The sequence below is a fragment of the Agromyces cerinus genome, assembly GCF_016907835.1.
Classification (GTDB): domain Bacteria; phylum Actinomycetota; class Actinomycetes; order Actinomycetales; family Microbacteriaceae; genus Agromyces; species Agromyces nitratus.
The window spans coordinates 1,474,526-1,500,824 of the sequence record NZ_JAFBCT010000001.1 but is presented as its reverse complement, the minus strand read 5'-3'; the positions used below and the strand labels follow the sequence as shown (position 1 = coordinate 1,500,824).

Annotated in this window: 23 protein-coding genes, 1 tRNA gene, 1 other RNA gene and 1 pseudogene; 12 read left to right on the top strand and 14 right to left on the bottom strand. The window is 69.5% G+C overall.

The window, feature by feature from the left end; genetic code table 11:
• Positions 1 to 18: 18 nt before the first annotated feature.
• The 3 genes from JOE59_RS06925 to aceE all read right to left on the bottom strand — a co-directional run bounded on the left by JOE59_RS06925 (position 19) and on the right by aceE (position 4,983).
• Positions 19 to 939, bottom strand: coding sequence for an ACP S-malonyltransferase (locus tag JOE59_RS06925; RefSeq protein ID WP_204459509.1), 921 nt, complete (start codon positions 937 to 939; stop codon positions 19 to 21).
• Positions 940 to 1,030: 91 nt separating this feature from the next.
• On the bottom strand, positions 1,031 to 2,245 hold the full coding sequence (locus JOE59_RS06920; RefSeq protein ID WP_056008603.1) for a PucR family transcriptional regulator: 1,215 nt from the start codon (positions 2,243 to 2,245) through the stop codon (positions 1,031 to 1,033).
• Between the two features lie 11 nt (positions 2,246 to 2,256).
• Positions 2,257 to 4,983, bottom strand: coding sequence for a pyruvate dehydrogenase (acetyl-transferring), homodimeric type (aceE, locus tag JOE59_RS06915; RefSeq protein WP_204459508.1), 2,727 nt, complete (start codon positions 4,981 to 4,983; stop codon positions 2,257 to 2,259).
• 178 nt (positions 4,984 to 5,161) lie between these two features.
• Here aceE and JOE59_RS06910 point away from each other — a divergent pair, with 178 nt between their 5' ends.
• On the top strand, positions 5,162 to 5,614 hold the full coding sequence (locus JOE59_RS06910) for a peroxiredoxin (RefSeq protein WP_307837127.1): 453 nt from the start codon (positions 5,162 to 5,164) through the stop codon (positions 5,612 to 5,614).
• Positions 5,615 to 5,653: 39 nt separating this feature from the next.
• Here JOE59_RS06910 and JOE59_RS06905 read toward each other — a convergent pair whose 3' ends face one another.
• A complete protein-coding gene (locus JOE59_RS06905; protein ID WP_239560134.1) occupies positions 5,654 to 6,358 on the bottom strand; it encodes a hypothetical protein in 705 nt (234 codons plus the stop codon).
• A 54-nt stretch (positions 6,359 to 6,412) separates the two neighbouring features.
• Between JOE59_RS06905 and JOE59_RS06900 the strand changes: the two genes are divergently transcribed.
• A tRNA-Val gene (locus JOE59_RS06900) sits at positions 6,413 to 6,485 on the top strand.
• A gap of 12 nt (positions 6,486 to 6,497) precedes the next feature.
• Here JOE59_RS06900 and JOE59_RS06895 read toward each other — a convergent pair.
• Positions 6,498 to 7,169: a helix-turn-helix transcriptional regulator gene (locus JOE59_RS06895; RefSeq protein WP_204459506.1), complete on the bottom strand. Its 672-nt coding sequence runs from the start codon at positions 7,167 to 7,169 to the stop codon at positions 6,498 to 6,500.
• 131 nt (positions 7,170 to 7,300) lie between these two features.
• Here JOE59_RS06895 and JOE59_RS06890 point away from each other — a divergent pair, with 131 nt between their 5' ends.
• The 6 genes and pseudogenes from JOE59_RS06890 to rnpB all read left to right on the top strand — a co-directional run bounded on the left by JOE59_RS06890 (position 7,301) and on the right by rnpB (position 12,468).
• Positions 7,301 to 8,536 carry an NAD(P)/FAD-dependent oxidoreductase gene (locus JOE59_RS06890; protein ID WP_204459505.1) on the top strand — a complete coding sequence of 412 codons (1,236 nt, stop codon included), beginning with the start codon at positions 7,301 to 7,303 and terminating at the stop codon, positions 8,534 to 8,536.
• Positions 8,533 to 9,660, top strand: a complete 1,128-nt coding sequence (gene tal / locus JOE59_RS06885) for a transaldolase (protein ID WP_204459504.1) — start codon at positions 8,533 to 8,535, stop codon at positions 9,658 to 9,660. The genes JOE59_RS06890 and tal overlap by 4 nt, the downstream gene beginning before the upstream one ends.
• A gap of 63 nt (positions 9,661 to 9,723) precedes the next feature.
• Positions 9,724 to 10,317: pseudogene (gene ribA, locus JOE59_RS06880) on the top strand (GTP cyclohydrolase II); the annotation flags it as partial.
• Positions 10,318 to 10,391: 74 nt separating this feature from the next.
• Positions 10,392 to 11,210 (top strand): Nif3-like dinuclear metal center hexameric protein, encoded by an 819-nt coding sequence (locus JOE59_RS06875; protein WP_204459502.1) that lies wholly within the window; start codon positions 10,392 to 10,394, stop codon positions 11,208 to 11,210.
• Between the two features lie 56 nt (positions 11,211 to 11,266).
• Positions 11,267 to 12,004 (top strand): zinc ribbon domain-containing protein, encoded by a 738-nt coding sequence (locus JOE59_RS06870; protein WP_204459501.1) that lies wholly within the window; start codon positions 11,267 to 11,269, stop codon positions 12,002 to 12,004.
• 86 nt (positions 12,005 to 12,090) lie between these two features.
• Positions 12,091 to 12,468: RNase P RNA component class A (gene rnpB, locus JOE59_RS06865), an RNA gene on the top strand.
• Positions 12,469 to 12,522: 54 nt separating this feature from the next.
• On the opposite strand, the gene JOE59_RS06860 is transcribed toward rnpB, so the two are convergent.
• The 3 genes from JOE59_RS06860 to map form a co-directional block, all read right to left on the bottom strand.
• Entirely contained in the window at positions 12,523 to 13,437 is a 915-nt protein-coding gene (locus tag JOE59_RS06860; RefSeq protein ID WP_204459500.1) for a patatin-like phospholipase family protein, read from the bottom strand.
• A gap of 183 nt (positions 13,438 to 13,620) precedes the next feature.
• Positions 13,621 to 14,370 (bottom strand): polyphosphate--glucose phosphotransferase, encoded by a 750-nt coding sequence (gene ppgK / locus JOE59_RS06855; protein WP_204459499.1) that lies wholly within the window; start codon positions 14,368 to 14,370, stop codon positions 13,621 to 13,623.
• A 35-nt stretch (positions 14,371 to 14,405) separates the two neighbouring features.
• On the bottom strand, positions 14,406 to 15,269 hold the full coding sequence (gene map / locus JOE59_RS06850) for a type I methionyl aminopeptidase (protein WP_204459498.1): 864 nt from the start codon (positions 15,267 to 15,269) through the stop codon (positions 14,406 to 14,408).
• Between the two features lie 11 nt (positions 15,270 to 15,280).
• Between map and JOE59_RS06845 the strand changes: the two genes are divergently transcribed.
• The gene (locus JOE59_RS06845; RefSeq protein WP_056008634.1) at positions 15,281 to 15,466 is read left to right on the top strand and encodes an SPOR domain-containing protein; all 186 of its coding nucleotides are present in this window, start codon (positions 15,281 to 15,283) and stop codon (positions 15,464 to 15,466) included.
• A 59-nt stretch (positions 15,467 to 15,525) separates the two neighbouring features.
• On the opposite strand, the gene panB is transcribed toward JOE59_RS06845, so the two are convergent.
• Positions 15,526 to 16,410, bottom strand: coding sequence for a 3-methyl-2-oxobutanoate hydroxymethyltransferase (gene panB / locus JOE59_RS06840; RefSeq protein WP_204459497.1), 885 nt, complete (start codon positions 16,408 to 16,410; stop codon positions 15,526 to 15,528).
• A gap of 99 nt (positions 16,411 to 16,509) precedes the next feature.
• Between panB and JOE59_RS06835 the strand changes: the two genes are divergently transcribed.
• Positions 16,510 to 17,865 carry a glutamine synthetase family protein gene (locus tag JOE59_RS06835; protein ID WP_074259147.1) on the top strand — a complete coding sequence of 452 codons (1,356 nt, stop codon included), beginning with the start codon at positions 16,510 to 16,512 and terminating at the stop codon, positions 17,863 to 17,865.
• A gap of 8 nt (positions 17,866 to 17,873) precedes the next feature.
• Positions 17,874 to 20,891 (top strand): bifunctional [glutamine synthetase] adenylyltransferase/[glutamine synthetase]-adenylyl-L-tyrosine phosphorylase, encoded by a 3,018-nt coding sequence (locus JOE59_RS06830; protein ID WP_204459496.1) that lies wholly within the window; start codon positions 17,874 to 17,876, stop codon positions 20,889 to 20,891.
• Between the two features lie 186 nt (positions 20,892 to 21,077).
• Here the strand turns inward: JOE59_RS06830 and glnA are convergent, their stop codons facing one another.
• Positions 21,078 to 22,502, bottom strand: a complete 1,425-nt coding sequence (glnA, locus tag JOE59_RS06825) for a type I glutamate--ammonia ligase (RefSeq protein ID WP_179550060.1) — start codon at positions 22,500 to 22,502, stop codon at positions 21,078 to 21,080.
• 137 nt (positions 22,503 to 22,639) lie between these two features.
• Here glnA and JOE59_RS06820 point away from each other — a divergent pair, with 137 nt between their 5' ends.
• A complete protein-coding gene (locus tag JOE59_RS06820; protein WP_307836982.1) occupies positions 22,640 to 23,074 on the top strand; it encodes an RDD family protein in 435 nt (144 codons plus the stop codon).
• A 26-nt stretch (positions 23,075 to 23,100) separates the two neighbouring features.
• Here JOE59_RS06820 and JOE59_RS06815 read toward each other — a convergent pair whose 3' ends face one another.
• The 4 genes from JOE59_RS06815 to lipB all read right to left on the bottom strand — a co-directional run bounded on the left by JOE59_RS06815 (position 23,101) and on the right by lipB (position 26,211).
• Complete coding sequence (locus JOE59_RS06815; RefSeq protein ID WP_204459495.1) at positions 23,101 to 23,679, bottom strand: YdcF family protein; 579 nt, start codon at positions 23,677 to 23,679, stop codon at positions 23,101 to 23,103.
• Positions 23,680 to 23,803: 124 nt separating this feature from the next.
• Positions 23,804 to 24,517, bottom strand: a complete 714-nt coding sequence (locus tag JOE59_RS06810; RefSeq protein ID WP_204459494.1) for a DUF4191 domain-containing protein — start codon at positions 24,515 to 24,517, stop codon at positions 23,804 to 23,806.
• A 72-nt stretch (positions 24,518 to 24,589) separates the two neighbouring features.
• Positions 24,590 to 25,579 carry a lipoyl synthase gene (gene lipA / locus JOE59_RS06805; RefSeq protein ID WP_204459493.1) on the bottom strand — a complete coding sequence of 330 codons (990 nt, stop codon included), beginning with the start codon at positions 25,577 to 25,579 and terminating at the stop codon, positions 24,590 to 24,592.
• Complete coding sequence (lipB, locus tag JOE59_RS06800; RefSeq protein WP_074259141.1) at positions 25,576 to 26,211, bottom strand: lipoyl(octanoyl) transferase LipB; 636 nt, start codon at positions 26,209 to 26,211, stop codon at positions 25,576 to 25,578. The genes lipA and lipB overlap by 4 nt, the downstream gene beginning before the upstream one ends.
• Between the last annotated feature and the right edge of the window lie 88 nt (positions 26,212 to 26,299).

Sequence of the window (26,299 nt, the reverse complement as noted above, 5' to 3'; positions counted from 1 at the left end):
CTCGTCTTCGTCGCCGGCTCAGGCGTGCTGCTCGATGAGCTCGATCGCCGCCGACAGGTCTTCGGGAGTCTTCACGGCGACCGTCGGCACGCCCTTGAGTGCGCGCTTCGCCAGACCGACGAGGGCGCCGGCCGGAGCGAGTTCGATGATGCCCGTGACTCCTGCCGCCTGGAAGGACTCCATGCAGCGATCCCAGCGTACGGGGGAGGACACCTGGCCGACGAGCAGGTCGAGGAATGCGGCACCGGATGTCACGGCTGCGCCATCGCGGTTGGTCCAGAGGGGGAGCGTGGGGTCGGCCGGGGCGAGGTCGGCCGCGACAGCTGCGAGACGGTCGACCGCCGGGCGCATGTACCGGGTGTGGAAGGCGCCGGCGACCTGCAGCGGGATGACCCGTGAACCGGCCGGAGGCTCGGCCTTCAGGGCCTCGAGCGCGTCGAGCGCGCCGGCCACGACGATCTGGCCGCCGCCGTTGAAGTTGGCGGGCTCGAGGCCGAGCTCGTCGAGACGGGGGAGCAGCGCGGCTTCGTCGGCGCCGATGACCGCGCTCATGCCGGTCGGCACGAGCGCAGCGGCATCCGCCATCGCCCGGCCGCGTTCGGCGACGAAGCGGATCGCATCGGTGTCGCTGAGCACGCCGGAACCTGCGGCAGCGGTGATCTCGCCGACCGAGTGGCCCGCGATGCCGCCGATGCGCGCCGCACGGCCGTCGGCCAGAAGCGAACCGAGCGTCAGGATGCCGGCCGCGACGATGAGCGGCTGCGCGATCGCGGTGTCGCGGATCGTGTCGGCGTCAGCTTCGGTGCCGAAGTGCGCGAGATCGAGCCCCGCGGCATCGGACAGCACCGACAGCCGTTCGGCGTAGGCCGACTCGGCCAGCCAGGGAGCGAGGAATCCGGGGGTCTGAGAGCCCTGTCCAGGGCAGACGACGACGATCACCACCCCAGTCTGCCAACCGGAGCGCCACCTGGAGTGTGCACACGCGACAAGCTCTCGGCGGAAGCCTTGTACGAACGGTACAGAAGCCGGGTCAGTTGGTGGGTCGTCGGCGCGGGGCCAGCTCGTGATCGCTCATCGAACCGATGATGAGCGCCGACTGCAGGATCAGCGCTTCGCGCGCACCCGTCGCGTCCCAGCCGATGACGTCGGAGACGCGCTTCAGGCGGTAGCGCACGGTGTTGGGGTGCACGAACAGCTCACGTGCCGTGGCCTCGAGCGAGCGGCCGTTGTCGAGGTAGCTCCACAGCGTGGTGAGGAGTTCGGTCGAGTGGGCCTGCAGCGGCCGATAGATGCGGTGCACGAGCGTCGCCCGGGCGAGCGGGTCGCCGGCCAGCGCGCGCTCGGGAAGCAAATCGTCGGCGTGCACCGGCCGGGGTGCGTGCCGCCAGGAGCGGGCGACCGCGAAGCCGGCGAGTGCCGCCTTCGCGCTCTTCGAGGCGTCGACGAGGTTCGGCACGGCGTGGCCGAGCACGAGGTGCCCGGGGCCGAAGTGCGGCTCGAGCTGGCTCGCGATCTCCATGAAGGTGAGCGCCGGGGCGGTGCCGATCGCCTCTTCCGCTTCACGGGCGAGAGGATCGGCACGACCGATCACGAGCACGAGGCGATTGCCCTGCACGCCGATCAGGACGTCGGCGTGCATGTGGCGGGCCGCCCGGCGCACGTGGTCGACGTCGAGCTGCTTCGGCGCCGTGCCCACGAGCACCGACACCTCGCCGTGGCCGTGCCAGCCGAGGGCCGCGATGCGGCTCGGCAGTTCGTCGTCGGCCTCGCCCGAGAGGATCGAGTCGACGACGAGGGCTTCGAGACGGGCATCCCAGAGGCCGCGCGCCTCGGCGGCGCGTGCGTAGACGTCGGCGGCCGCGAAGGCGATCTCCCGCGAATACAGGAGGATCGCCTCGCGCAGCGGCTCGCCGCCGTCCTTCACGCGATCTTCGACGACCTCGACCGTCACCCGGATGAGCTGCAGCGTCTGCTGCAGGCTCACCGAGCGGAGCAGCTCACGCGGAGCCGCCCCGAAGACGTCGGCCGCGATCCACGGCGTGGACCGGGGGTCGTCGAACCAGGCGACGAACGAGGAGATGCCGGCCTGGGCGACGAGGCCCACCGCGGAGCGACGGCTGGGTGGCATGTCGCCGTACCACGGCAACGTGTCTTCGAGACGCTTGAGCGTCGCCGTCGCGAGTTCGCCCGCGATGGTGCGCAACCATGCGAGCGTTTCCGCCTTCGTCTTGGGCCTCGTCGCCACCTCGTCGCCTGCTAGCTCTCTCCGCCGGCCGATCCGGTGGTGCCGGCGTTCACGTCGTACAGGCGGTACTTCTCGATCGCCTGGGCGGGGAGTGAACGGTCGACCTCACCGCGGTCTGCGAGGAGTTCGAGCGTGCGGACGACGACCGACGGACCGTCGATCTTGAAGAAGCGACGCGCGGCGGGGCGCGTGTCGGAGAACCCGAAGTCGTCGGCGCCGAGCGTGGCGTACTGACCGGGCACGTAGGCGCGGATCTGGTCGGGCACCGCGTGCATGAAGTCCGAGACGGCGACGAACGGTCCGTTCGCCGCGGTGAGCTTCTGCGTGAGGTACGGAACCTGGCGCTCGGCGTCGGGATTCAGGAAGTTGTGCTCGTCGGCGGCGAGGCCGTCGCGGCGCAGCTCCGACCAGCTCGTGACCGACCAGACATCCGCCGACACGCCCCAGTCCTGCGCGAGGAGCTGCTGCGCCTCGAGGATCCACGGCACCGAGACGCCGGAGGCGAGGAGCTGGGCCTTCGGCCCGGCGACGTCCGACGTGTTCAGGCGGTGGATGCCGCGGATGATGCCGTCGACGTCGACGCCCTCGGGCTCGACGGGCTGCACGAGCGGCTCGTTGTAGACCGTGAGGTAGTACATGACGTTCGGGTCGGCGTGAGAGCCGCCGTACATCCGCTCGAGTCCGGAGCGCATGATGTGCCCGATCTCGTAGCCGTAGGCCGCGTCGTACGACACGACGGCCGGGTTGGTCGACGCGAGCAGCGGCGAGTGGCCGTCGGCGTGCTGGAGGCCTTCGCCGGTGAGGGTCGTGCGGCCGGCCGTGGCGCCGATGATGAACCCGCGGGCCATCTGGTCGCCGGCCGCCCACATCGCGTCGCCCGTGCGCTGGAAGCCGAACATCGAGTAGAAGACGTACACCGGGATCAGCGGCTCGCCCTGCGTCGAGTACGACGTGCCCACGTTCGTGAACGCCGCCATGGCGCCGGCCTCGTTGATGCCGACGTGGAGGATCTGGCCCTGCGGGCTCTCTTTATAGGCGAGCAGGAGCTCGCGGTCGACCGAGGTGTAGTGCTGGCCGTTCGGGTTGTAGATCTTCGCGGTCGGGAAGAACGCGTCGATGCCGAAGGTGCGCGCCTCGTCGGGGATGATCGGCACGATGCGGTGGCCGAAGTCCTTCGAGCGGATGAGATCCTTCAGTAGTCGTACGAACGCCATGGTCGTGGCGATCTCCTGCGTGCCGGAGCCCTTCTTCGCGATCGCGTAGACCGAGTCGTCTGGCAGCGAGATCGCCGTGTGGTTCGAGCGGCGCTCGGGCAGGTAGCCGCCGAGCTCGCGACGGCGCTCGTGCAGGTACTGGATCGCCTCGTCCTGGTCGCCGGGCGTGTAGTACGGCGGCAGGTACGGGTTCTCCTCGAGCTGCGCGTCCGTGATGGGGATGCGCATCTGGTCGCGGAACGTCTTGAGGTTGTCGAGGGTCATCTTCTTCATCTGGTGGGTCGCGTTGCGCCCCTCGAAGGCCGGACCCAGGCCGTAGCCCTTGATCGTCTTCGCCAGGATGACCGTCGGCTGGCCCTTGTGCTCGCTCGCAGCCTTGAACGCGGCGTAGACCTTGCGGTAGTCGTGGCCACCGCGCTTGAGACCCCACACCTCGTCGTCGGACAGGTGCGAGACGAGCTCGAGGGCGCGCGGGTCGCGGCCGAAGAAGTTCTCGCGCACGTAGGCGCCCGACTCCGCCTTGTAGGTCTGGTAGTCGCCGTCGGGGGTGACGTTCATGAGGTTGCGGAGCGCACCGTCGTGGTCGCGCGCGAGCAGGTCGTCCCACTCGCGGCCCCAGACGACCTTGATGACGTTCCAGCCGGCACCGCGGAAGAAGCTCTCGAGCTCCTGGATGATCTTGCCGTTGCCGCGCACCGGACCGTCGAGGCGCTGCAGGTTGCAGTTGATCACGAAGTTCAGGTTGTCGAGACCCTCGTTCGCGGCGACCTGGAGCTGGCCGCGGCTCTCGACCTCGTCCATCTCGCCGTCGCCGAGGAACGCCCAGACCTGCTGGTCGCTGGCGTCCTTGATGCCGCGGTTCGTCAGGTACTTGTTGAGCTGCGCCTGGTAGATCGCGTTGATCGGTCCGAGACCCATCGACACGGTCGGGAACTGCCAGAACTCCGGCATGAGGCGCGGGTGCGGGTACGACGAGAGGCCGTTGGGCGCGTGCGACTTCTCTTGACGGAACCCGTCGAGCTGGTCGGCCGACAGGCGGCCCTCGAGGAACGCGCGGGCGTAGGTGCCGGGGGAGGCGTGGCCCTGCACGAAGATCTGGTCGCCGCCGCCGGGGTGGTCCTGGCCGCGGAAGAAGTGGTTGAATCCGACCTCGTAGAGGGCGGCAGACGAGGCGTACGTCGAGATGTGGCCGCCGACGGCGATGCCGGGGCGCTGCGCGCGGTGCACGAGCACAGCGGCGTTCCACCGGATCCAGGCACGGTACCGGCGCTCGATCTCCTCATCGCCGGGGAACTCGGGCTCGTTCTCGGGAGCGATCGTGTTCAGGTAGTCGGTGGTCGGAACCATCGGCACACCGAGGTGCAGTTCCTTCGAGCGCTTCAGCAGGCTCAGCATGATCTCTCGCGCGCGCTGGTGTCCCTTCTCGGCGACAAGCGCATCAAGGGATTCGGCCCATTCGGAAGTCTCTTCCGGATCGGCGTCCATCGCCTCGACCGAGTAGGGATCCTGGTCGTTGACAGTCACACTCGACCTCTCTCTTCAGCAGATCGTGCCTGCGGGGTGTGGGATGTGCGCACGCCCAGTGGGCCGGGTTCTCGGCCGGGTGGCACCACGCCATCCTAGTGATTCTATGCCCGCGGGGTGGGGGCTAGGCTGGGGCCTCGATCCGACCGAACGTCCTGTGGAGGGAAGCCGCCCCGTGATCCTCGCTCCCGGCGCCGCTGCGCCCGACTTCACCCTCGTGAACCAGTTCGGCCAGCCCGTGCAGCTCTCGGAGCTCAGGGGTCGCGCCGTGGCGCTCGTGTTCTTCCCCCTGGCGTTCTCGGGCATCTGCCACGCCGAACTCTGCGAACTGCGCGACAACATCGCCATGTTCGAGGGGCCGGATGTCGCGCTGCATGCGATCTCCGTCGACTCGAAGCACACCCTGCGCGCCTGGGCCGAGCGCGAGGGCTACGACTTCCCGCTGCTCGCCGATTTCTGGCCGCACGGCGCGGTCGCGGATTCGTTCGGCGCGTTCGACGTGCGCACCGGGCTCGCCGAACGGGCGACGTTCCTGATCGATGCCGAGGGCGTCGTGGCGGCGAGCTTCGCGACACCACGCGGCGAGGCGCGGTCGCTCGAGCAGTACCGAACGGCGCTCGCGGCGCTCTGAGCGTGCGCCGGCGGCATCCGATCGCACGGTCGCCTGACGTCAGCCGAGGATGTTGACCGACCTGGCGATCACGAGCGCGAGGATCAGGAACCCGCCGAACGCCTGCAACGCCATCAGGAGCTTGAACCGCGGCGAGAGCGGCATCGCGTCGGTCGCGCTGAACGCCATCGAGTTCGAGAGCGCCGAGTAGAGGTAGTCGACGAAGCGGGGCATCCAGTCGCGCACCGCCGATGACCGCGCCGCGACCTCGGTGACCGCGTCGTCGTCCTCGTCCTGTGGGAACCGGAAGTCCGCGGGCGGCAGGTCGGATCGCGCCGCCATCGTGCGCATGACCGGGCCACCCCGGTCGAGCTCCCAGTACAGCAGTGTGAATCCGATCACGTTCGCGACCCAGACCTGCAGTGCCGAGAGGAGCAGGCCGTGCGCGTCATCCGCCTGGCCGACGGCCAGGGCCACGAGCAGGAACACGAGCGTGATCTGGTTCGCGACGACGAGCCCGGCGGCGAGGATGATCGACGTCCACTTCGTGAACGGGGTGAGCCGGGTGAGCCGGTGCGGGTTCGCGATCACGAGCGGCACGAGCAGCGCCAGGCCGAAGACGACGACGACGAAGCGCAGCGGGCCGAGGAACGCGTTCGGCAATGCGGCGTAGAGCGCCAGCGCGATCACGAGCGCGACGACCGACGGCCATCGATGCTCCGACGGCGTGCTTCGGCTCGGATGCTGCTGCATCGGCTGCTCCATGGCCGCGAGTCTAGGCAGCTCGCGATAGCATGAGCGTGCGCCGCGCGCGGTCGCGGGCCTTTAGCTCAGTTGGTAGAGCGCCACGTTTACACCGTGGATGTCGTCGGTTCGAGCCCGGCAGGGCCCACCCTTCGCCTTCCTAGGCCGGGTCGCCGGCCACGAGCCGTACGCAGCACTGCCCCACGCCGGGTTCGAGCACGACCGCTCTCGCCTCCCCGTCGACGCCTTCGGCGGCGCCCTGGAGGAGGGCCCGGTTGGCACCGCAGATCGTCGCGGTGTGGTTCTGCGCGACCCGGTGGAACGGGCAGTTGGTGAGGAGCAGCCCATCGGCGCCGTCGTCGACGGGTTCGTAGCCGAGTCGCTGGAGCACCTCGGTCATCGAGTCGGAGGCCGAGCCGAGCGCCCGGCCGAGGTCGGTCGCGACGCGTTCGAGCGTCGGCCGGATCGGGCGGCCCGTGCGATCCGATTCCTCGACGGCCCGGCTCAAGAGCTCGGCGGCGATGTCGTAGTGGCGCTTGGGCACGGAGACGGAGACCTCACCGGAGGCGGCGGTGTAGAGCTTCGCGGGGCGCCCGGCGCCCGGCCCGGTGCGGCCGTTGCGACGTTGGAACTCGGTGACGAGCCACCCCGCCTCGACGAGTCGATCGAGGTGGAAGGCCGCAGTTCCGCGCGCCATGCCGAGCGCCCGAGCGGCTTCGTCGCGGCCGACGGGCTCGGGATGCCGGCCGACGAACTCGAGCAGCGCCCGCCGTTGCGGGTCTGCGATCGAGGCGACGGCCACCAGGTCGTCGTGCCGCGCGGAGTCGTCCATGCGGTCAGCCTAGCTCTAAAACGATGATTCTTGACGAAAGACGAGAATCTAAAACAGCAATCATTGACTTAAGAATTTCCTGCTCGTACAGTCGGGAACATGAGATGCGCTCGAGTCGCATCGAGAGGCGGATGATCGTGACCACGGCGCCGAGTTTCGTCATCGTCGGCGGGGGACTCGCCGGCGCCACCGCGGCGAAGACGCTCCGCGACGAGGGCTTCGACGGCGACGTCCACTTGATCGCGGCCGAGGCGCATCATCCGTACATCCGGCCGCCGCTGTCGAAGGACTACCTCGCAGGCACCGCCGAGCGCGACTCGGTGTTCGTCGAGTCGCCCGAGTGGTACCGCCGGCGCGAGATCGACCTGCAACTCGGTACCACCGTCACCGCGCTCGACCCCGCAGAGCAGCGCGTGCAGCTCGACACGGGCGAGGCGCTCGACTACGACGCCCTGCTGCTCGCGACCGGATCGACCGCCCGTCGCCTCACGATCCCCGGTGCCGAACTGCAGGGAGTGCGCACGCTTCGCACCCTCGATGATTCCGAAGCGCTGCACGAGGAGCTCGCGAGTGGCGGCCGTCGACTCGTGCTGATCGGGTCGGGCTGGATCGGCATGGAGGTCGCCGCGACGGCGCGCACCCTCGGCAACGAGGTCACGATCCTCGAGCGAGACCCCGTGCCGCTCGCGAACGCGCTCGGAGACGAGCTCGGCGGCATGTTCGCCGAACTGCACGTCGAGCACGGCGTGGAGCTCCGAACCTCCGTCGTCGTCACCGAGATCACTGGCGCCGGCGGCCGCGCGACCGGCGTGCGGCTCGACACCGGCGACCTCTTCGCCGCAGATCTCGTGCTGGTCGGCGTCGGCGCGATGCCGAACCTCGACCTGGCCCGCAGCGCCGGCGCCGCGATCGGCTCGGGAGTGCTCACCGACGCCGCGCTCCGCACCGACCTGGCGAACGTCTGGGCCGCGGGTGACATCGCCGAGGCGTACCATCCGCTCGCCGACCTGCGCCTGCGAAGCGAACACTGGGCCAACGCCCTGCACGGCGGCGCGGTCGCCGCCCGCTCGATGCTCGGACTCCCCGTCTCCTACGACGACATCCCGTACTTCTACACCGACCAGTACGACCTGGGCATGGAGTACTCGGGCTTCGGCCCGCTGACCCGAGGCGCCGAGATCGTGTACCGCGGCGATCGGGACGCCCGGGAGTTCATCTCGTTCTGGGTCGCCGGCGGTCGCGTGGTCGCGGGCATGAACGTCAACGTCTGGGATGTCAACGAAGGGGTGCAAGGCGTCATCCGGCGCGGCAACGTGGTCGACCCGGCGCGCCTCGCCGACGAGCGGATTCCGTTGGAGGAGCTGTGAGCCCCGCAGCGTCCCCGACCGCGGCACTTGCAGCCGAAGGGGTGAGCATCTGGCTCGACGACCTCTCGAGACAGCGCATCCTCAGCGGCGACCTGCAGCGCCTCATCTCGCAGCGCGAGGTCGTGGGTGTCACGACCAACCCCACGATCTTCGCGGCCGCCATCGGCGGAAGCACGGCGTACGACGAGCAGGTCGCCGCCCTCGCGCAGGGCAACCGGTCCGCGAGCGACGTCGTCTTCGCGCTGACCACCGACGATGTGGCGAGGGCGGCCGACCTCCTTCGCCCCGTGTTCGATGCGAGTGGCGGCGTCGACGGATGGGTGTCGATCGAGGTCGGTGCCGATGCTGCGCACGACACGCTCGCGACGCTCGTCGAGACCCGGTCGCTCGCCGAGCACATCGATCGCCCGAACGTGTTCGTGAAGATCCCCGCGACCGTCGAGGGCGTGGCCGCCATCACGGCCGCGATCGCGCTCGGCATCAGCGTCAACGTCACCCTCATCTTCGGTCTCGACCGCTATCGAGCGGTGGTCGACGCCTATCTCACCGGTCTCGAGCGCGCCCACGAGTCGGGTCTCGCACTCCGGGGCATCCGCTCGGTCGCATCGTTCTTCGTGTCGCGCGTCGACACCGAGGTCGATCGCAGGCTGGATGAGATCGGCACAGCGGCCGCGCGCGAGCTCAGGAGTCTCGCCGGCATCGCCAACGCGCGACTCGCGTACGAGATCTTCACGAGCGAGTTCGCGGGCGCACGAGCCCAGCGGCTGCTGGCGCTCGGCGCGAACGTGCAGCGACCGCTCTGGGCTTCGACCGGTGCGAAGGACCCGGCGCTGCCCGACACCCGCTACGTCGAAGAGCTCGTGGCCCGCGATGTCGTCAACACGATGCCCGAGAAGACGCTCGAGGCCGTGTTCGACCACGGTCGCATCCGCGGCGACACGATCACGGGCACCGCCGACGAGTCGCGGGCCGTGCTCGCCGGCCTGGCGGCGCTCGGCATCTCCTACGACGAAGTCACCGCGACCCTCGAGCGCGAGGGCGTCGCGAAGTTCCAGGCATCGGGCGACGAACTCGTCGCCACCGTCGCGGCCGCACTCGAGCGCGCACGAACCGGAAGGCCATGACGGATGCCGCAGCAGACCGAGACCGTTCGTGAGCCGACGCCCGTAGCCGCAGAGCTCGGGGCCGCCGGGCGCGTCGCCTTCGAGGTCGAGACCGAGATCCCGACCGCGCACGGGCCGTTCCGCTTCCGCGCCTATCGGGATCTGGTGACGGACGACGAGCACCTGGCGATCGTCTCGCTCGCACCCGTGACGCAGGGCGCGCTCGTGCGCGTGCACTCCGAGTGCCTGACGGGCGAGGTGTTCTCGTCCGAGAAGTGCGAGTGCGGCCCGCAGCTCGATGCCGCCCTCGAGCGGATCGCGGACGGCGGAGTCGTCGTCTACCTCCGCGGGCACGAGGGCCGGGGCATCGGCCTCGTCGCCAAGCTCAAGGCGTATCGCCTGCAGCAGTCGGGCCTCGACACGCTCGACGCCAACCTCGCGCTCGGCCTGCCCGCCGACGATCGCGAGTACGCGGCCGCTGCGGCGATCCTCGACGATCTCGGCCTGCACTCGGTGCGGCTGCTCACGAACAACCCCGACAAGATCGCCCAGCTGACCGGCCACGGCATCGAGGTCGTCGAGCGAGTGCCGCTCGTGACGGGGGCCGCTCCGGCCAACCTCGCCTACCTCCGGGCGAAGCGCGACCGAATGGGGCACCTGATCCCCGCCGACACGTGACCGACACGGGCGCGAAGCGGATGCGGCGCAGCGCCGGGCCGCGGTGTCGCGCGCTCCGAAGGTAGGCTGGGCGGGTGACCGCCACCCTCGCCGACCTGCTGACGACGATCGAACGTCTCTGGCCGATCGCGGGAGCGGAGTCGTGGGATTCCCCAGGACTCGTGACCGGCGATCCAGCGGCCCCGGTGCGGCGCGTGCTCTTCACGGTCGACACCGTCGTCGAGACGGTCGACGAGGCGATCGCCGAGGGTGTCGATCTCGTCATCGCCCACCACCCCCTGCTCCTGCGCGGAGTCACCTCGGTCGCCGAAGACCGCTACAAGGGGTCCCTGATCGCGCGTCTGATCCGCGCCGACTGCGCAGTGGTCACCGCCCATACGAACGCGGATGTCGTCGCCGAAGGCACCTCGGCGGTACTGGCCGACCGGCTCGGCCTCATCGAGACGCGGCCCATCCGGCCGTCGATCGACCCGTCGCTCGGGCTCGGCCGCGTCGGTCGCCTGCCCGAGCCCACGACCCTGGGCCGCCTCGCCCGTGTGCTCGCCGACATCCTCCCCGCGACGGCGACCGGTGTCCGCGCCTCCGGAGGCTTCGACGACCCGGTCGAGACGGTCGCCGTGTGCGGCGGCGCCGGCGACTCGCTGCTCGGCGACCCGGCGGTCCGCGGCGCCGACGCGTACATCACGGCCGACCTCCGCCATCACCCGGCGTCGGAGGCACGCGAGCAGGCGAAGCTCACGGGCGGCCCTGCGCTGCTCGACGTCTCGCACTGGGCGAGCGAATGGCTGTGGCTCGATGTCGCGGCCGCGCAGCTGCGCGCAGCCCACCCCGAGCTCTCCGTCGTCGTCTCCGAGCTCCGCACCGATCCCTGGGATTTCCAGATCGTGCAGTGAACAGCGAACCCCGACCACCGTCCTCACCGACGACCCGATCCCACGAGGAGCACCACGTGAAGGCCAGCCCCGCCGAACAAGAACAGCTGTTGCGGCTCCAGTCGCTCGACACCCGCCTCGCGCAGCTCGCGCACAAGCTCGGCTCGCTGCCGCAGGCAGGCCGGCTCGCCGAGTTCGCCGCCCGTGACCAGGCCGTGCGCGGCACGCGTGCCGAGGCTCTCGGCACCCTCGAGGACGCACGCGTCGAGCTGAAGCGCCTGGAGTCCGACGTCGCCGTCGTCGAAGCGCGCATCGCGCGTGACAGCGAGCGCCTCCAGCACACCTCATCGGTGAAGGACGTCTCGGCGCTCGAGGCCGAGCTGGTCTCGCTCCGGCGCAGGCTGAACGACCTCGAAGAGCAGGAGCTCGTCGTCATGGAGCGCGTCGAGGAGGCGGACGTGGCCCTCTCCAGCATCGACCTGCAGCGCGACGCGATCGTCACCGAGGTCGCCGCCCTCGAGGCCGAGCGTGACGAGGCCGCAGGCGGCCTCGGGGTCGAGCGCGAGCAGACCGAACGCGATCGGGCGGTCGTCGCCGAGGGCGTGGCCGAGCCGCTGCTCGCGTTCTACGAGCAGCGCCGCGTGCGCGGCGGGGGAGTCGGCGCGGCCCTCCTGCAAGCGCGCACGTGCGGTGGCTGCGGCATCACGCTCACGGGTTCCGACCTCGAGTCGGTGCGCCGTGCAGCCCCCGACGAGGTCGTGCTGTGCCCCGAGTGCGACCGCATCCTGGTGCGGACCGACGAGTCGGGCCTCTGAGCCGCGCTCTGCGCTGACGACCGGCGAACGGGCCCGGATGCCGCGGCGATCCGGGCTCGGCCGCGACGGTAGACTCGAATCGCGAGTGGGCCGGCAAGACGGTCGCGTCGCACGGTTTCGATCGTGCGCCGAGGAACGTCCGGGCTCCACAGGGCAGGACGGTGGGTAACTCCCACCCGGGGCAACCCGCGAGACAGTGCCACAGAAAGCAGACCGCCCGGTGCGCAAGCGCCGGGTAAGGGTGAAACGGTGGGGTAAGAGCCCACCAGCGACCGCGGTGACGCGGTCGGCTCGGTAAACCTCGTCCGGAGCAAGGTCAGACAGGGAACGATGGGGCTGCCCGTCCCGTTTCCGGGTAGACCGCTGGAGGGCTGCGGCAACGTAGTCCCGAGAGAGATGGCCGTCCAGCCGGTGTCGCGAAAGCGCCCGGTGAACAGAACCCGGCGTATCAGCCGGCCCATTCGCACCCTTTCGCACACCGACCGGCGGCACCACCTCCCGTGAATCGGGTTCGCGGATCAGCGCCAGAAGTCGGCGAGACTCGCAGCGAGTGCCAGGCCCTGGTCGTGACCTCCTCGCGCTGCCGGCCGACGGGTCGCGGGGTCCAGCGCATTGGCATTGAACACGTCACCCGCGCCGGCGTCGGGGAAGACGGTCTCGACCTCGCTTCCCACTGCGCGCAGCTCGTCGACCTGCGTCGCGAGGTCCATGCCCCACTCGAGCGGGGTCCGCGACCGGCCGCCGAACGGCTCCAGCACCACGACTCGGTCGTATCCGGCCGCCAGGTCGGTGTTGGAGCTGCGTCGATAGCCGCCGTTGAGGTAGCGGCGCTCACCGATGCGGTACGGGATCATCGCAGAGGTGCTGGCGGCGACGGCGTCGACCAGGTCGATGCCGCTCCGGCGGTCGAACACCACCGGTTGCCCGGTTCGGGCTTCGACGGCCGTGATGAACACGGGCTGGCCCGGCCAGTCATGGCTGGGAAGCCGGGCCGCCACGATCTCGCGCCATCGAGCAGCATCCGAGCCGTCGGACGCGTCCCGTTCGAGCGCCGCAGCGCCCATCCTGCGCCTCATGTCGGATGCACCCGCGGAGGAAGCGATGATCTGGTCCGACCACTCCATGTAGCTCGGCCCGGAGAGGGATGGCGTGCGTCTCCCGGCGGATCCGCCGGTGCCGGTGCCGGGCCGCGTCTGGGGCGCCTCGGCGAGGATGGCGGCGTAGAGCTCGGCGGGCCGTGCGCCGCTGGTGATCTGGGCAGCCACCGTCGAGCCTGCCGAGGTGCCGATGATGAGATCGGCGGAGGTGAGATCGACACCGGCGTCGCACAGGCCGGCGATGAGGCCCAGCTGCCAGGCATTGCCTGCCGCTCCGGCGCCGGCGAGCACCAGGGCCCGGGTGTTCGAGGGGTTCGTCGAAGATGTGGTGTTCATGGGAGTCGCCTTTCGCGATTGCGTGTGCGGCGCTCCCGGTTGCGACTACGTCAGTCGCGCGATCGCGGCCTGCGGGGGAGCACCCATTGCGGATACTGCGTTCATGGGTCTCACCTCCAACCGGTCGATCACGATCACCGGCACGTTAGCACGGCCGACGACGAACCGCTCGCACCCGATCGACTACGCCGCGAGCGACGCCGCGCCGAGGATACCCGCGTTGTTGCGGTGCGCCGCCGGCACGATCGGCGTCTTCAAGTCGAGCAGGGGCAGGAACTGCTCATGGTGCTTCGACACGCCGCCGCCGACGACGAAGAGGTCGGGCGAGAAGATGAACTCGACGTGCGCGTAGAACCGCTGCAGCCGGGTGGCCCACTCCTGCCAGTCGAGCGATTCCCGCTCCATCGCCGAGTACGCGGCGTTCTTCTCGGCTTCGCGCCCGTCGAGCTCGATGTGCCCGAGCTCCGTGTTCGGCACGAGCACGCCGTCGTAGAGGAACGCGGAGCCGATGCCGGTGCCGAGCGTCGTCAGGATGACGAGGCCGTCGGCGTCGACCGCGGCGCCGTAGCGGGACTCGGCGTAGCCGGCGGCATCCGCGTCGTTGATGAAGTGGATCTCGCGACCGAAGGCGTCTTCGAAGAGCTCCTCGGCGGGCAGGCCGATCCACTCCTTCGAGATGTTGGCCGCTGAGAGGGTGCGGCCGTGCTTGACGATCGCCGGGAAGCACACGCCGAGGGGGAGGTCGTCGCCGAACTCGTCGGAGAGACCGGCGAGCAGTTCACCGGTCGCAGTCAGGATGTCGGCGGGGCGGCCTCCTTCGGGCGTCGAGACCTTGCGTCGCTCGGAGGCGAGCCGGCCGGTGCCGAGGTCGACGACCGCGCCCTTGATGCCCGTGCCGCCGATGTCGATCCCGATCGCGTGCTGTGTCGCCATAGCGGCCACACTATCGCGGGCCGTTCGGGTGCCGTTCAGGGGAGCGTCAGGATGTCGGCGCCTCGCTCGGTGACCACGAGGGTGTGCTCGAACTGGGCCGTGAGCGAACGATCACGCGTCACGACCGTCCAGTCGTCGGCCCAGACATCCCATTCGATGGCGCCGAGGGTGAGCATCGGCTCGATCGTGAAGATCATGCCCGGCTCCATGACGGTGTCGAACTCGGGGGCGTCGTAGTGGGGGATGATCAGCCCCGAGTGGAACGCGCGCCCGACCCCGTGGCCCGTGTAGTCGCGCACGACCCCGTAGCCGAAGCGCTTCGCGTACGCCTCGATCGCCCGGCCGATCACGTTGACCTCGCGGCCGGGTGCGACGGCGCGGATGCCGCGGCGCAGCGCCTCACGGGTGCGCTCGACGAGCTGGGCGGCCGCTTCGCTCGCCTCGCCGACGAGGAACGTGTGGTTGAGGTCGCCGTGGTACCCGTCGAGGTACGCCGTGACGTCGATGTTCACGAGGTCGCCGTCGGCGAGCACCGTGTCGTCGGGGATGCCGTGGCAGATGACCTCGTTGACCGACGTGCACGACGACTTCGGGAAGCCCCGGTAGCCGAGCGTCGACGGGTAGGCGCCGTGCGCGACGACGTACTCGTGCGCGATGCGGTCGAGCTCGTCCGTCGTGACGCCGGGGCGGATCGCGGCGGACGCCGCCTCGATCGCGCCGGCGGCGACACGCCCGGCCGCGCGGACGAGCTCGACCTCTTCGGTCGTGTAGCGATCGCCGCTCGAGTACGGCGCCGGCGCGCGCTTGCCCACGTACTCGGGTCGCGGGATGGCGGCGGGCACCGCTCGGAGCGGTGACAGGCGGCCGGGGATCAGGTGGCCTGAGGCGTCCTTGGGCATAGGATCAGCCTATGGCCGAGGATGTCGAGCACATGTTCTGGTACAACCTGAACACCGGTGAGGTGGAGCAGGGATTCGTGTCGCCATCGGTCGATCGGGTGGGGCCCTTCGAGACCCGCGCCGAGGCCGAACGGGCCCTCGAGATCCTGCGTGCGAACAGCGCCAAGTGGGCTGAAGAAGAGGCCGCCGAAGACTGAGCTCCAGCTGGCCGAGCCTGTCGGGACCGAGGCTTCGACGGGCTCAGTCGGCAGCGCGGCTACTCGTAGGAGTGCTCGGAGTTCGGGTAGACGCCGGCTTCGACGTCGGTGCGCCATTCCTTCGCGGCCGCGCTCAGGATGCCCGAGAGGTCGGCGTACTGCTTCACGAACTTCGGCACGCGACCGATCGTGAGACCCGCCCAGTCGGTCCAGACGAGCAGTTGGCCGTCGGTGTGCGGGCCCGCCCCGACGCTGATGGTCGGGATGTCGAGGAGTTCGGTGACCTGCCGCGCGGCATCCGCCGGCACCATCTCGAGCACGACGGCGAACGCACCGGCGTCCTGCACGGCCTTGGCGTCGGCGAGCAGCCGCTTGACGCCCTCGCCGCGGCCCTGGATGACATGGCCGCCGAGGCCGTGCTCGCTCTGCGGCGTGTAGCCGATGTGCGCCATGACCGGGATGCCGGCACCCACGATGCGGCGGATCTGCTTGTGGCTGCGCTCCCCGCCCTCGAGCTTCACGGCGTGCGCGCCGGTCTCCTTCATGAACCGCACCGCGGTGTGCAGTGCGTCTTCGGGGCCGTTCTCGTACGAGCCGAACGGCATGTCGGCGACGACGAATGCGCGTTTGACCGCACCGGCGACTGCGCGCGTGAGGGGGATCAGTTCGTCGACGGTGACGGGCAACGTCGTCTCGTAGCCGAACACGTTGTTGCCGGCCGAGTCGCCGACGAGCAGGAAGTCGATGCCGGCCTCGTCGAAGATGCGAGCGGTGAGCTGGTCGTAGCTCGTGAGGCCCGTGATCTTGATGCCGTCGCGCTTCGCGTTCTGGAAATGCCGGGTGCGCACGCGCTTCGGCCCTCCGGTCGCGGCGGCACCGCCGTAGGGGTTCTGCTCGGTGCCGGCCGACGTGTCGGATGCTGCGTTCTGGGGCTCGCCTGACATGGGGCAAGTCTGGCACACGCGACATCCGTCACCGCCTCGCGGGCGCGCGCAAGGCAGCACCGCGAGCCAGTACGCTGAGAGGTGCGAGAGAGGGTGTGGATGGATAAGCAGCGCGACTTCGTTCTTCGCACGATCGAGGAGCGAGGGGTCAAGTTCGTCAGGCTCTGGTTCACCGACGTGGTCGGAACCCTGAAGTCGGTGGCGATCGCGCCGGCCGAGGTCGAGGGTGCGTTCACCGAGGGCATCGGCTTCGACGGCTCGGCGATCGAGGGCCTCAGCCGCACGTTCGAGTCCGACCTGCTCGCGTACCCCGATCCGACGACGTTCCAGACGTTGCCGTGGCGCGGAGACATCGACCCCACCGCGCGCATGTTCTGCGACATCACGACGCCCGACGGCGAGCCGGCGGTCTCCGATCCGCGCAACGTGCTGAAGCGCACCCTCGCGCGTGCGGCCGATCGCGGCTTCACCTTCTACACGCACCCCGAGATCGAGTTCTACCTGCTCAAGTCGTCGAAGTACGGCGCCTCGGGCCCCGAGCCCGTCGACTCCGCCGGCTACTTCGACAACGTCCCGGGCGGCACCGCCCACGACTTCCGTCGTCGTTCGGTGCGCATGCTCGAAGACCTGGGCATCTCGGTCGAGTTCAGCCACCACGAGGCGGGCCCCGGTCAGAACGAGATCGACCTGCGGTACGCCGATGCGCTGACCACCGCCGACAACATCATGACGTTCCGCACCGTGATCAAAGAGGTCGCGATCGAGCAGGGCGTGTACGCGACGTTCATGCCGAAGCCGTTCTCCGGTCAGCCCGGCAGCGGCATGCACACCCACATGTCGCTCTTCGAGGGCGATGCCAACGCCTTCTACGAGGCCGGAGCGCAGTACCAGCTCTCCAAGGTCGGCCGGCAGTTCATCGCCGGACTGCTGACCCACGCTCCCGAGATCACGGCCGTCACCAACCAGTTCGTGAACTCGTACAAGCGTCTGTGGGGCGGCGTCGGACCCGACAAGCTCGCCGAGGCGCCCAGCTTCGTCTGCTGGGGGCACAACAACCGTTCGGCGCTCGTGCGGGTGCCGTTGTACAAGCCCGGCAAGGGGCAGAGCGCTCGCGTCGAGTACCGTGCGATCGATTCGGCGGCGAACCCCTACCTCGCGTTCTCGCTGCTCCTGGCTGCGGGCATGAAGGGCATCGAAGAGGGCTACGAGCTCCCGCCCGAGGCCGAAGACGACGTGTGGGCGCTGACCGATCGTGAGCGACGGGCACTCGGCTACGACCCGCTGCCTGCGAGCCTCGATCACGCGGTGCAGCTCATGGAGGAGTCGGAGCTCGTCGCCGAGACGCTCGGCGAGCAGGTGTTCAACTACGTGCTGGCGAACAAGCGGGCCGAGTGGCGCGACTACCGCTCGGAGGTCACTCCGTTCGAGCTGAAGCGCAACCTCGAGATCCTCTGACGCATCGGATGTCTCGTCAGGCCCCCACGCTCGGAAGAGTCGCTCGCGCGGGCTTCGTCGAGCTGAGCGGCGCCGCGGCGGCGCTCGAGTCGCTGTCGGCGTCCACCGGTGTCGCTGCGGACTCCCTGCTCGAGGTGTTCGCGCAGGCCGCCGACCCCGACGAGGCGCTCGCGGTCGTCGCTCGACTCCACGAACAGGCGCCGACCGAGCTCGCCGGCGTCCTCGATCATGAGAACGCCGCGGCGCGCCTGGTGCGACTCGTCGGAGCGTCGCGCGGATTCGCCGACTTCCTCCTGCGGCATCCGTCGGATCTGGCATCGTTCGCGCAGGTGCCGATCGCTCCGCCGAGCGTCACCGAGGCACGAGCATCGCTGCTCGCCGCGCTCGACGGGGTCTCCGCCGCGCCTGCTGATCTGACGGAAGCGGCGGCGAAGGCGATCCGCATCCGGTACCGCCGGCTCCTCGCGGACATCGCGGTGTACGACCTCACCCGCGCCGACGCGGTCGACGTGGTCGATGTCGTCGCCGCAGGTCTCGCCGATCTGGCCGGCGCCACGCTCGATGCAGCGCTGGCGGCCGCTCGTCGTGTGATCGGGCGTGCGCCGGGGGAGCCGGCGGCACCCGGGCGGTATCCCGCCGCCGAGGTCGAGGCCACGAGGCTCGCCATCATCGGCATGGGCAAGGCCGGGGCCCGTGAGCTCAACTACGTGAGCGACGTCGACGTCATCTTCGTCGCCGAATCCGCCGACGAAGACGTGGTCTCGACCGCGCGAGCGCTCGACATCGCGACCCGGCTCGCCATGCTGACGATGCGCATCATCGGCGAGCCCGGCATCGAGCCGCCGCTGTGGGAGGTCGACCCGAACCTCCGCCCCGAGGGCAAGGACGGCGCACTCGTGCGCACGCTCGAGTCGCACTTGCAGTACTACGACCGGTGGGCGAAGAGCTGGGAGTTCCAGGCGCTGCTCAAGGCCCGCCCGCTCGCCGGCGACCTCGAGCTCGGCGGCCGGTACATCGAGGGCGTCGCGCCGAAGGTGTGGTCGAGTTCGAGTCGAGAAGGCTTCGTCGAGTCCGTGCAGGCGATGCGCGAACGGGTCACCGAGCACATCCCGGCCGACGAGGTCGACGTGCAGATCAAGCTCGGGCCCGGCGGCATCCGCGACATCGAGTTCACGGTGCAGCTGCTGCAGCTCGTGCACGGCGCCTCCGACGACGGCATCCACCAGCGGGGCACGCTGCCCGCCCTCGCGGCCCTCGCGGAGCTCGGCTACGTCGGGCGGGAGGAGGCGGCCGAGTTCGCGCGCGACTACCGGGTGCTGCGCGTGCTCGAGCACCGGGTGCAGCTCGAGCGGTTGCGCCGCACGCACCTCATGCCGCGCGACGAGCACCGACTCCGCGTCCTGGCCCGTGCGTCGGGGCTCGGCCGCACGGCTGATGAACTCAGGGCGGTGTGGCTCGCCACGCGCCAACGCGTGCGCGGCCTGCATGAACGACTCTTCTACCGGCCGCTGCTGTCGGCCGTGGCGGCGCTGCCCGCATCCGGTCTCGGGCTCACCAGCGTGCAGGCGGAGGCTCGACTCGCGGCGATCGGGTTCCGTGACCCCCGCGGTGCACTCGCGCACATCGCGGCGCTCACCACCGGCGTCTCGCGGCGCGCGCAGATCCAGCGCAATCTCATGCCGGTGCTCATCTCGTGGTTCGCCGACGGCACCGACCCCGACTTCGGGTTGCTCTCGTTCCGGCGCCTCAGCGACACCCTCGGCACCACGCACTGGTACCTGCGGCTGCTCCGGGACTCCTCCGACGCGGCGCTGCGACTGACCCGCGTGCTGTCGGGCTCGCGATTCGCCGCCGAACTGCTCGAGCGCAGCCCCGAATCGGTCGCATGGCTCGAAGACCTCGACGAGCTGCGACCTCGATCGATCGCCGCGCTCGAAGACGAGGGCCGCGCAGTGCTCCGTCGCCATGCGGAGCCCGACGTCGCGGCCAAGATCTTCCGCGCCATCCGTCGCCGCGAGGTGCTGCGGCTCGCGTTGTCCGGAATCCTCGACGTCTGCACCGTCGAAGAACTCGGCCACGCCCTCAGCGACGTCACCGAGAACCACATCGCCGCCCTCGTCGCCGCGATCCGCGGCGGCGAGCCCGACGGCATCGAATTCGCCGTGATCGGCATGGGCCGCTTCGGCGGCCGCGAGCTCGGCATCGGCTCCGACGCCGACATCATCTACGTCTACCGGGCGACGGATGCCGCGGCCGACGCCGCACATTCGCGGGCGCTCCGCATCGTCTCCGAACTCGTGCGTCTCAGCGAAGACGCGCGGCTGCCCTTCGACCTCGACGCAGACCTCCGCCCCGAGGGACGCAACGGCGTCGTCGCCCGCTCGCTCGATGCCTACCGTGCGTACTACGCGAGGTGGTCGCTGACGTGGGAGGCGCAGGCGCTGCTGCGAGCCCGCGGTGTGGCGGGCAACCTGCCGCTCATCGAGGAGTTCACCGAGCTCGCCGACACCGTGCGCTATCCCGAGTCGATCAGCGAACGCGACGTGCGAGAGGTCAAGCGCATCAAGGCTCGCGTCGAGAACGAACGACTGCCGCAGGGAGCCGATCCGAACCGGCACCTGAAGCTCGGGCGCGGATCGCTCTCCGACGTCGAGTGGTTCGTGCAGCTCATCCAGCTGCAGCATGCCGCCGCAGTGCCGGCGCTGCGCACGACGTCGACGCTCGACGCCCTCGCCGCAGCGGTCGAACATGGGCTCGTCGAGGCATCCGATGCCGAGACGCTGCGCGCAGCATGGGTGTTCGCCTCGCGCGCCCGTTCGGCGCTCACCCTCTGGCTCGACCGCACCACCGACGTGCTGCCCGTCGAGCGGTCGCAGCTCGAGGGCGTCGCCCGCATCATGGGCTACCCGCCGGGCTCGGCGACGCAGCTCGAGCAGGACTACCTGCATGTCACCCGGCGCGCCCGGGCCGTCTTCGATCGCGGCTTCTACGGGGTCGAGCCTCGCCGCGAACCGTCCATCGGCTGAACGCCGCCGGGGCTCGAGACGAGCGACATCGTCATCCGGTCGTCCCGTCGGCCCGACGCAACGTGCTGCCGTGAAACGACGAATGGGCCCGCCCGCCGAAGCGGTGCGGGCCCATCCAGGCCGGATCCTACGACTGCAGGGGGGATGCAGGTTCGGATCCTGGGGACTGCAGAGGGGGCTGCAGGATCAGACGCCGTAGTAGAGCTCGAACTCGAACGGGTGAGGACGCAGAGCCAGCGGCTTCAGCTCCTTCTCGCGCTTGAAGTCGATCCACGTCTCGATGAGCTCCTTGGTGAACACGCCGCCCTCGAGGAGGAAGTCGTGGTCGGCCTCGAGTGCCGCGAGGGCCTCGCCGAGCGAGCCGGGGACCTGCGGGATCGCCTTGGCCTCCTCGGGCGGGAGCTCGTAGAGGTCCTTGTCGACGGGCTCGTGCGGCTCGATGCGGTTCTTGATGCCGTCGAGGCCGGCCATGAGCTGCGCGGCGAACGCGAGGTAGGGGTTGCCCGAGGCATCCGGAGCGCGGAACTCGATGCGCTTGGCCTTCGGGTTGGTGCCGGTGATCGGGATGCGGATGGACGCCGAACGGTTGCCCGCCGAGTACACCAGGTTCACGGGAGCCTCGAAACCGGGCACCAGACGGTGGTACGAGTTCACCGTCGGGTTCGTGAAGGCGAGCACCGCGGGGGCGTGCTTCAGCAGGCCGCCGATGTACCAGCGCGCGAGGTCGGAGAGACCGCCGTAGCCGGCCTCGTCGTAGAAGAGGGGCTTGCCCTCGCTCCAGAGCGACTGGTGGGTGTGCATGCCCGAGCCGTTGTCGCCGAAGATCGGCTTCGGCATGAACGTCGCCGTCTTGCCCCACTGCTCGGCGGTGTTCTTGACGATGTACTTGAACTTCAGGATGTCGTCGGCTGCGGCGACCATCGTGTCGAAGCGGTAGTTGATCTCGGCCTGGCCACCGGTGCCAACCTCGTGGTGCGAGCGCTCGAGGATGAGGCCCGCGTCGATGAGCTTGAGGCAGATGTCGTCGCGCAGGTCGGCCTGCTTGTCGACGGGGGAGACGGGGAAGTAGCCGCCCTTGTAGGGGGTCTTGTTGCCGAGGTTGCCGCCCTCTTCGACGCGGCCCGAGTTCCAGGCGCCCTCTTCGGAGTCGACCGAGTAGAAGCTCGAGTGCTGGTTGACCTCGTAGCGCACGTCGTCGAAGATGTAGAACTCGGCCTCGGGGGCGAAGAACGCGGTGTCGGCGATGCCGGTCGACGCGAGGTACTTCTCGGCCTTCTTGGCGACCTGACGCGGGTCCTTCGAGTAGATCTCGCCGTTGCGCGGGTTGTAGATGTCGAAGACCATGATGAGTGTGCGCTCGGCGCGGAACGCGTCGATGTACGCGGTCGTCACGTCGGGGATGAGCTGCATGTCGGACTCGTGGATGTTCGCGAAGCCGCGGATCGAGGAGCCGTCGAACAGCTGGCCGACGGTGAAGAACTCTTCATCGACAGTGGAGGCCGGGATGTTGAAGTGCTGCTGCACGCCCGGAAGATCGGTGAAGCGGATGTCGAGGAACTTGACATCCGTCTCCTTGATGAACTTGAGAACTTCGGACGAATCGCTGAACATGTTTGCGCAGTCTCCAAGAGGACTAGAACCGGACGGACTTTCACAGCCGGTAGTGACGCTAGCCGGGTGCCGTTTCCCTGCCGTGACCGGAATGTTTCGGCCATGTTACGCCCAGAACGGCTCGGTAGACTCTTCTGGTGCCTGATGCGAAACCCCAGACCTTCGGAGACCTCGAGCCGAGCCGATGGCCGGGGGAGCGCCTCGGACTGCCCGCTGAAGGGCGCGGCTCCGTGGCTCGACCCGGTCGCCGCATCACCGCGCTGCTCGTCGACTGGGCGAGCGCCATGCTGATCTCGCTGCTCTTCACGCCCTACGAGTCCGCCGCGTACACCTGGGTCACGCCGCTCGTGTTCGCCGTGCTGCAGATCGTCTTCATCCCGACCATCGGCGGCAGCCTCGGGCACCGCCTGCTCGGCATGCGGGTCATCCCGCTCGAGGGCGGTTGGATCGGCGCCCGGCGTCCGGTCGTGCGCACCGCGCTGCTCCTGATCGTCATTCCGGCGCTCGTCTGGGATTCCGACCAGCGCGGCTTCCACGACAAGGTCGCCGGCACGGTGCTCATCCGCTACTAGCCCCGTCGTGTCTTCCGAGACCCCGGTCACTGGCCCCGCAGGCTCCGCAATCCGAGCACGGCCGCGAGCGGCTTCACCAGTGCGAGCTCACCGAGCCGGTGATCCTCGGCGCGTACGAGTCGATCGGCGAGGTCGGGCCGCAGCTTCCACAGGTGCGCTCGCCCCTTCTCGGCATGGAGCGAGTTGGAGACGATCTTGATCGCGTCCGCGTCCTCGATGAACGGGATCGCGTTCTGGATGTTCTCCCAGGTGGTCGAACTGTCGCGGTCCAGCCGAATCGGCCCGGTGTATCCGCGTCGTCGGGCGTAGCGGGCCATCAGCTCCGCCTCGGAGACGGAGCTGGCCACACCGCCCCCGCACAGCACGAGCACGCTCTCCGACGCGTGCGGATCCCGCGAGCGGAGCCCGGCGCGAACCCGGTAGCGGTTCAACAGGTTGGCCCGCGTCCCGCGATTCCGGTAGCCGAGGATGACGACTGCTTCCGAGGTACCCGACCGCGCCGCGGTACCGAGCCGCCGACCGGTCGATCGGTGGTGGACGAACTCGGCCCAGGCGACGACGCCCGCGATGGCCGCAACCGGTACGAGGAGAGGAAGGCGACGCACCCTGCGAGGCTACCGCCGAACGGGATGATGCAGCCGGGGAACGGGCCGCTGCCTTCCTCGGCCACACGACGAGAACGCGGCATCCGTCATGACGGATGCCGCGTTCGTTTCGCTCAGTGCCGGGTCAGCGCATCTTGCCGCGCTGGGGCCGGGCCTTCATCGGGTCGATGCCCTTCGGGATCGGCAGGGAGGTCTGGAGCGAGTTGAGTCGATTGGAGACGGCCAGTACCTCGGGCTTGGTCAGCGCCTTCTTGGTCTTGCGGAGCGCCGCCGGGAGCTTGTGGAGGGCGATCGACCCCTCGTCGTCGCCGACCGAGAGCTGCATGACGGGAACGTTCGGCAGGATGCGGGTGACCTTGCGCTGCTCGTCGTCGAGCATGCGCTTCGTGCGCGAGACGGGCCCCTCGCTGATGAGGGCGACGCCGCCACGGCCGACGGCACGATAGACGGCGTCCTGCGTCTTGCCGTTGACGGCGACGGGCATCTCGTTGCCGACCCATCCGCCGCGAAGGCCGCTGCGGAGCACCGCACCGACCGCGCCGGGCTGGCCCTCGATCTGCGAATACGCGGCACGCTCGGCGCGACGGCCGAGGATCACGAGTGCGATGAGGAGGCCGGCGAGCACGCCCGCGACGACCCAGAGGGCGATCGTGAAGCCGTTGCCCTCGCTCAACCAGAGCGCGAGGCCGAGGCTCACGAGCACGGGGGCGAGGAAGCCGAGGAGCATCAGCCACTGCGCGGTGGAATCGTAGCGGCGGGTCATCTGGAAGACCTGCCACATCTGCTTCATGCGGCCGGGCTCCTTCTGAGCCTTCGATGCGTCCTTGGTACGTGCCATGTTCTCAAGGATACCGGCGCGGAGGGCCGTCTCGGACCGCGATCTGGTCGCGGTCCGAGACGGCGGATGCCGCTAGCCGACCGCCTGCGCGAAGCCGAGCGATGCGTCGGCGAGATGCGAGAGTTCGGCGGGCAGTTCCCGCCCCTTCGCGTGCATCGACTGCGCCCAGAGGCGACCTGCCCGATAGGAGGAACGTACGAGGGGGCCGGCGAGGACGCCGAGGAAGCCGATCGCCTCGGCCTCCTCCTTGATCTCGATGAACTCCTCGGGGCGCACCCAGCGGGCGACCGGCAGATGCCGGGGGCTCGGCCGCAGGTACTGCGTGACCGTGATGATGTCGGTGCCGGCGTCGTGGAGGTCCTGCAGTGCCTGCGAGATCTCTTCCCGCTCCTCGCCCATGCCGAGGATGAGGTTCGACTTCGTGATGAGTCCGGCGTCCCGGCCCTGCGTGATGACGTCGAGCGACCGCTCGTATCGGAACGCCGGACGGATGCGCTTGAAGATGCGCGGCACCGTCTCGACATTGTGCGCGAACACCTCGGGCTGGGCATCGAACACCTGCTGCAGTAGTTCGGGCACTCCGTTGAAGTCGGGCACGAGGATCTCGACCCCCGTGCCGGGCGACTGACGGTGGATCTCGCGGATCGTCTCCGCGTAGAGCCAGGCGCCGCCGTCGGGCAGGTCGTCGCGGGCGACGCCAGTGACGGTCGAATAGCGCAGCTGCATCTTCACCACCGACTCGCCGACGCGGCGAGGTTCGTCGGCGTCGTAGTCGGCCGGCTTGCCGGTGTCGATCTGGCAGAAGTCGCAGCGACGCGTGCACTGCGCCCCGCCGATGAGGAAGGTCGCCTCACGGTCCTCCCAGCATTCGTAGATGTTGGGGCAGCCGGCCTCCTGGCACACGGTGTGCAGGTCCTCGCTCTTCACGAGCGACTGCAATGCCCGGTATTCGGGCCCCATCTTCGCCCGGGTCTTGATCCATTCGGGCTTGCGCTCGATCGGCGTCTGGGCGTTGCGGATTTCGAGGCGCAGCATTTTGCGCCCCTCGGGTGTCGTGCTCACGCGGCGATCGCCGCCTCGGCGCGGAATCGCGCGGAGATCGGTTCGACGAGATCGGCCGGGGTCACGGTGCGACCCAGTTCGCGGCTGATCGTGGTCACTCCCGCATCGCGGATGCCGCAGGCGACGATGCGGTCGTAGGCGTCGAGCTCGTTGCTCGCGTTGAGGGCGAAGCCGTGCATGGTGACACCGCTCTCGACGCGGATGCCGATGGCGGCGATCTTGTTCTCGCGTCCGGGCGGGCCGACCCAGACGCCGGACCTGCCGTCGACGCGGTGCGATTCCAGGCCGATGTCGGCGAGCACGTCGATGAGGATGCCCTCGAGTCGCCGGACGTATCCGACGACGTCGATGGGTTCCGGCAGGCGCAGGATCGGATACCCGACGAGCTGGCCGGGTCCGTGCCAGGTGATCTTGCCGCCACGGTCGACGTCGATGACGGGAGTGCCATCGGTCGGCCGCTCTTCGGGCGCTGTGCGCTTGCCGGCGGTGTAGACGGAGGGGTGCTCCAGAAGGAGTACGGTGTCGGGGCGTTCGCCCCCGACAACCGCGCGATGGACGGCGCGCTGAAGGTCGAGACCCTCGATGTACGGCACGGAGTTGGCGCTTAGCCCCGTGACGACGATGTCGAGCATGGGATTCAGCTTAGGTCACTCCTCCTCGACAGCGGTCGTCGACGGGCTGGACTCCCCAGCGATCGGTCCGGTTCTACCCTGGCGGTGA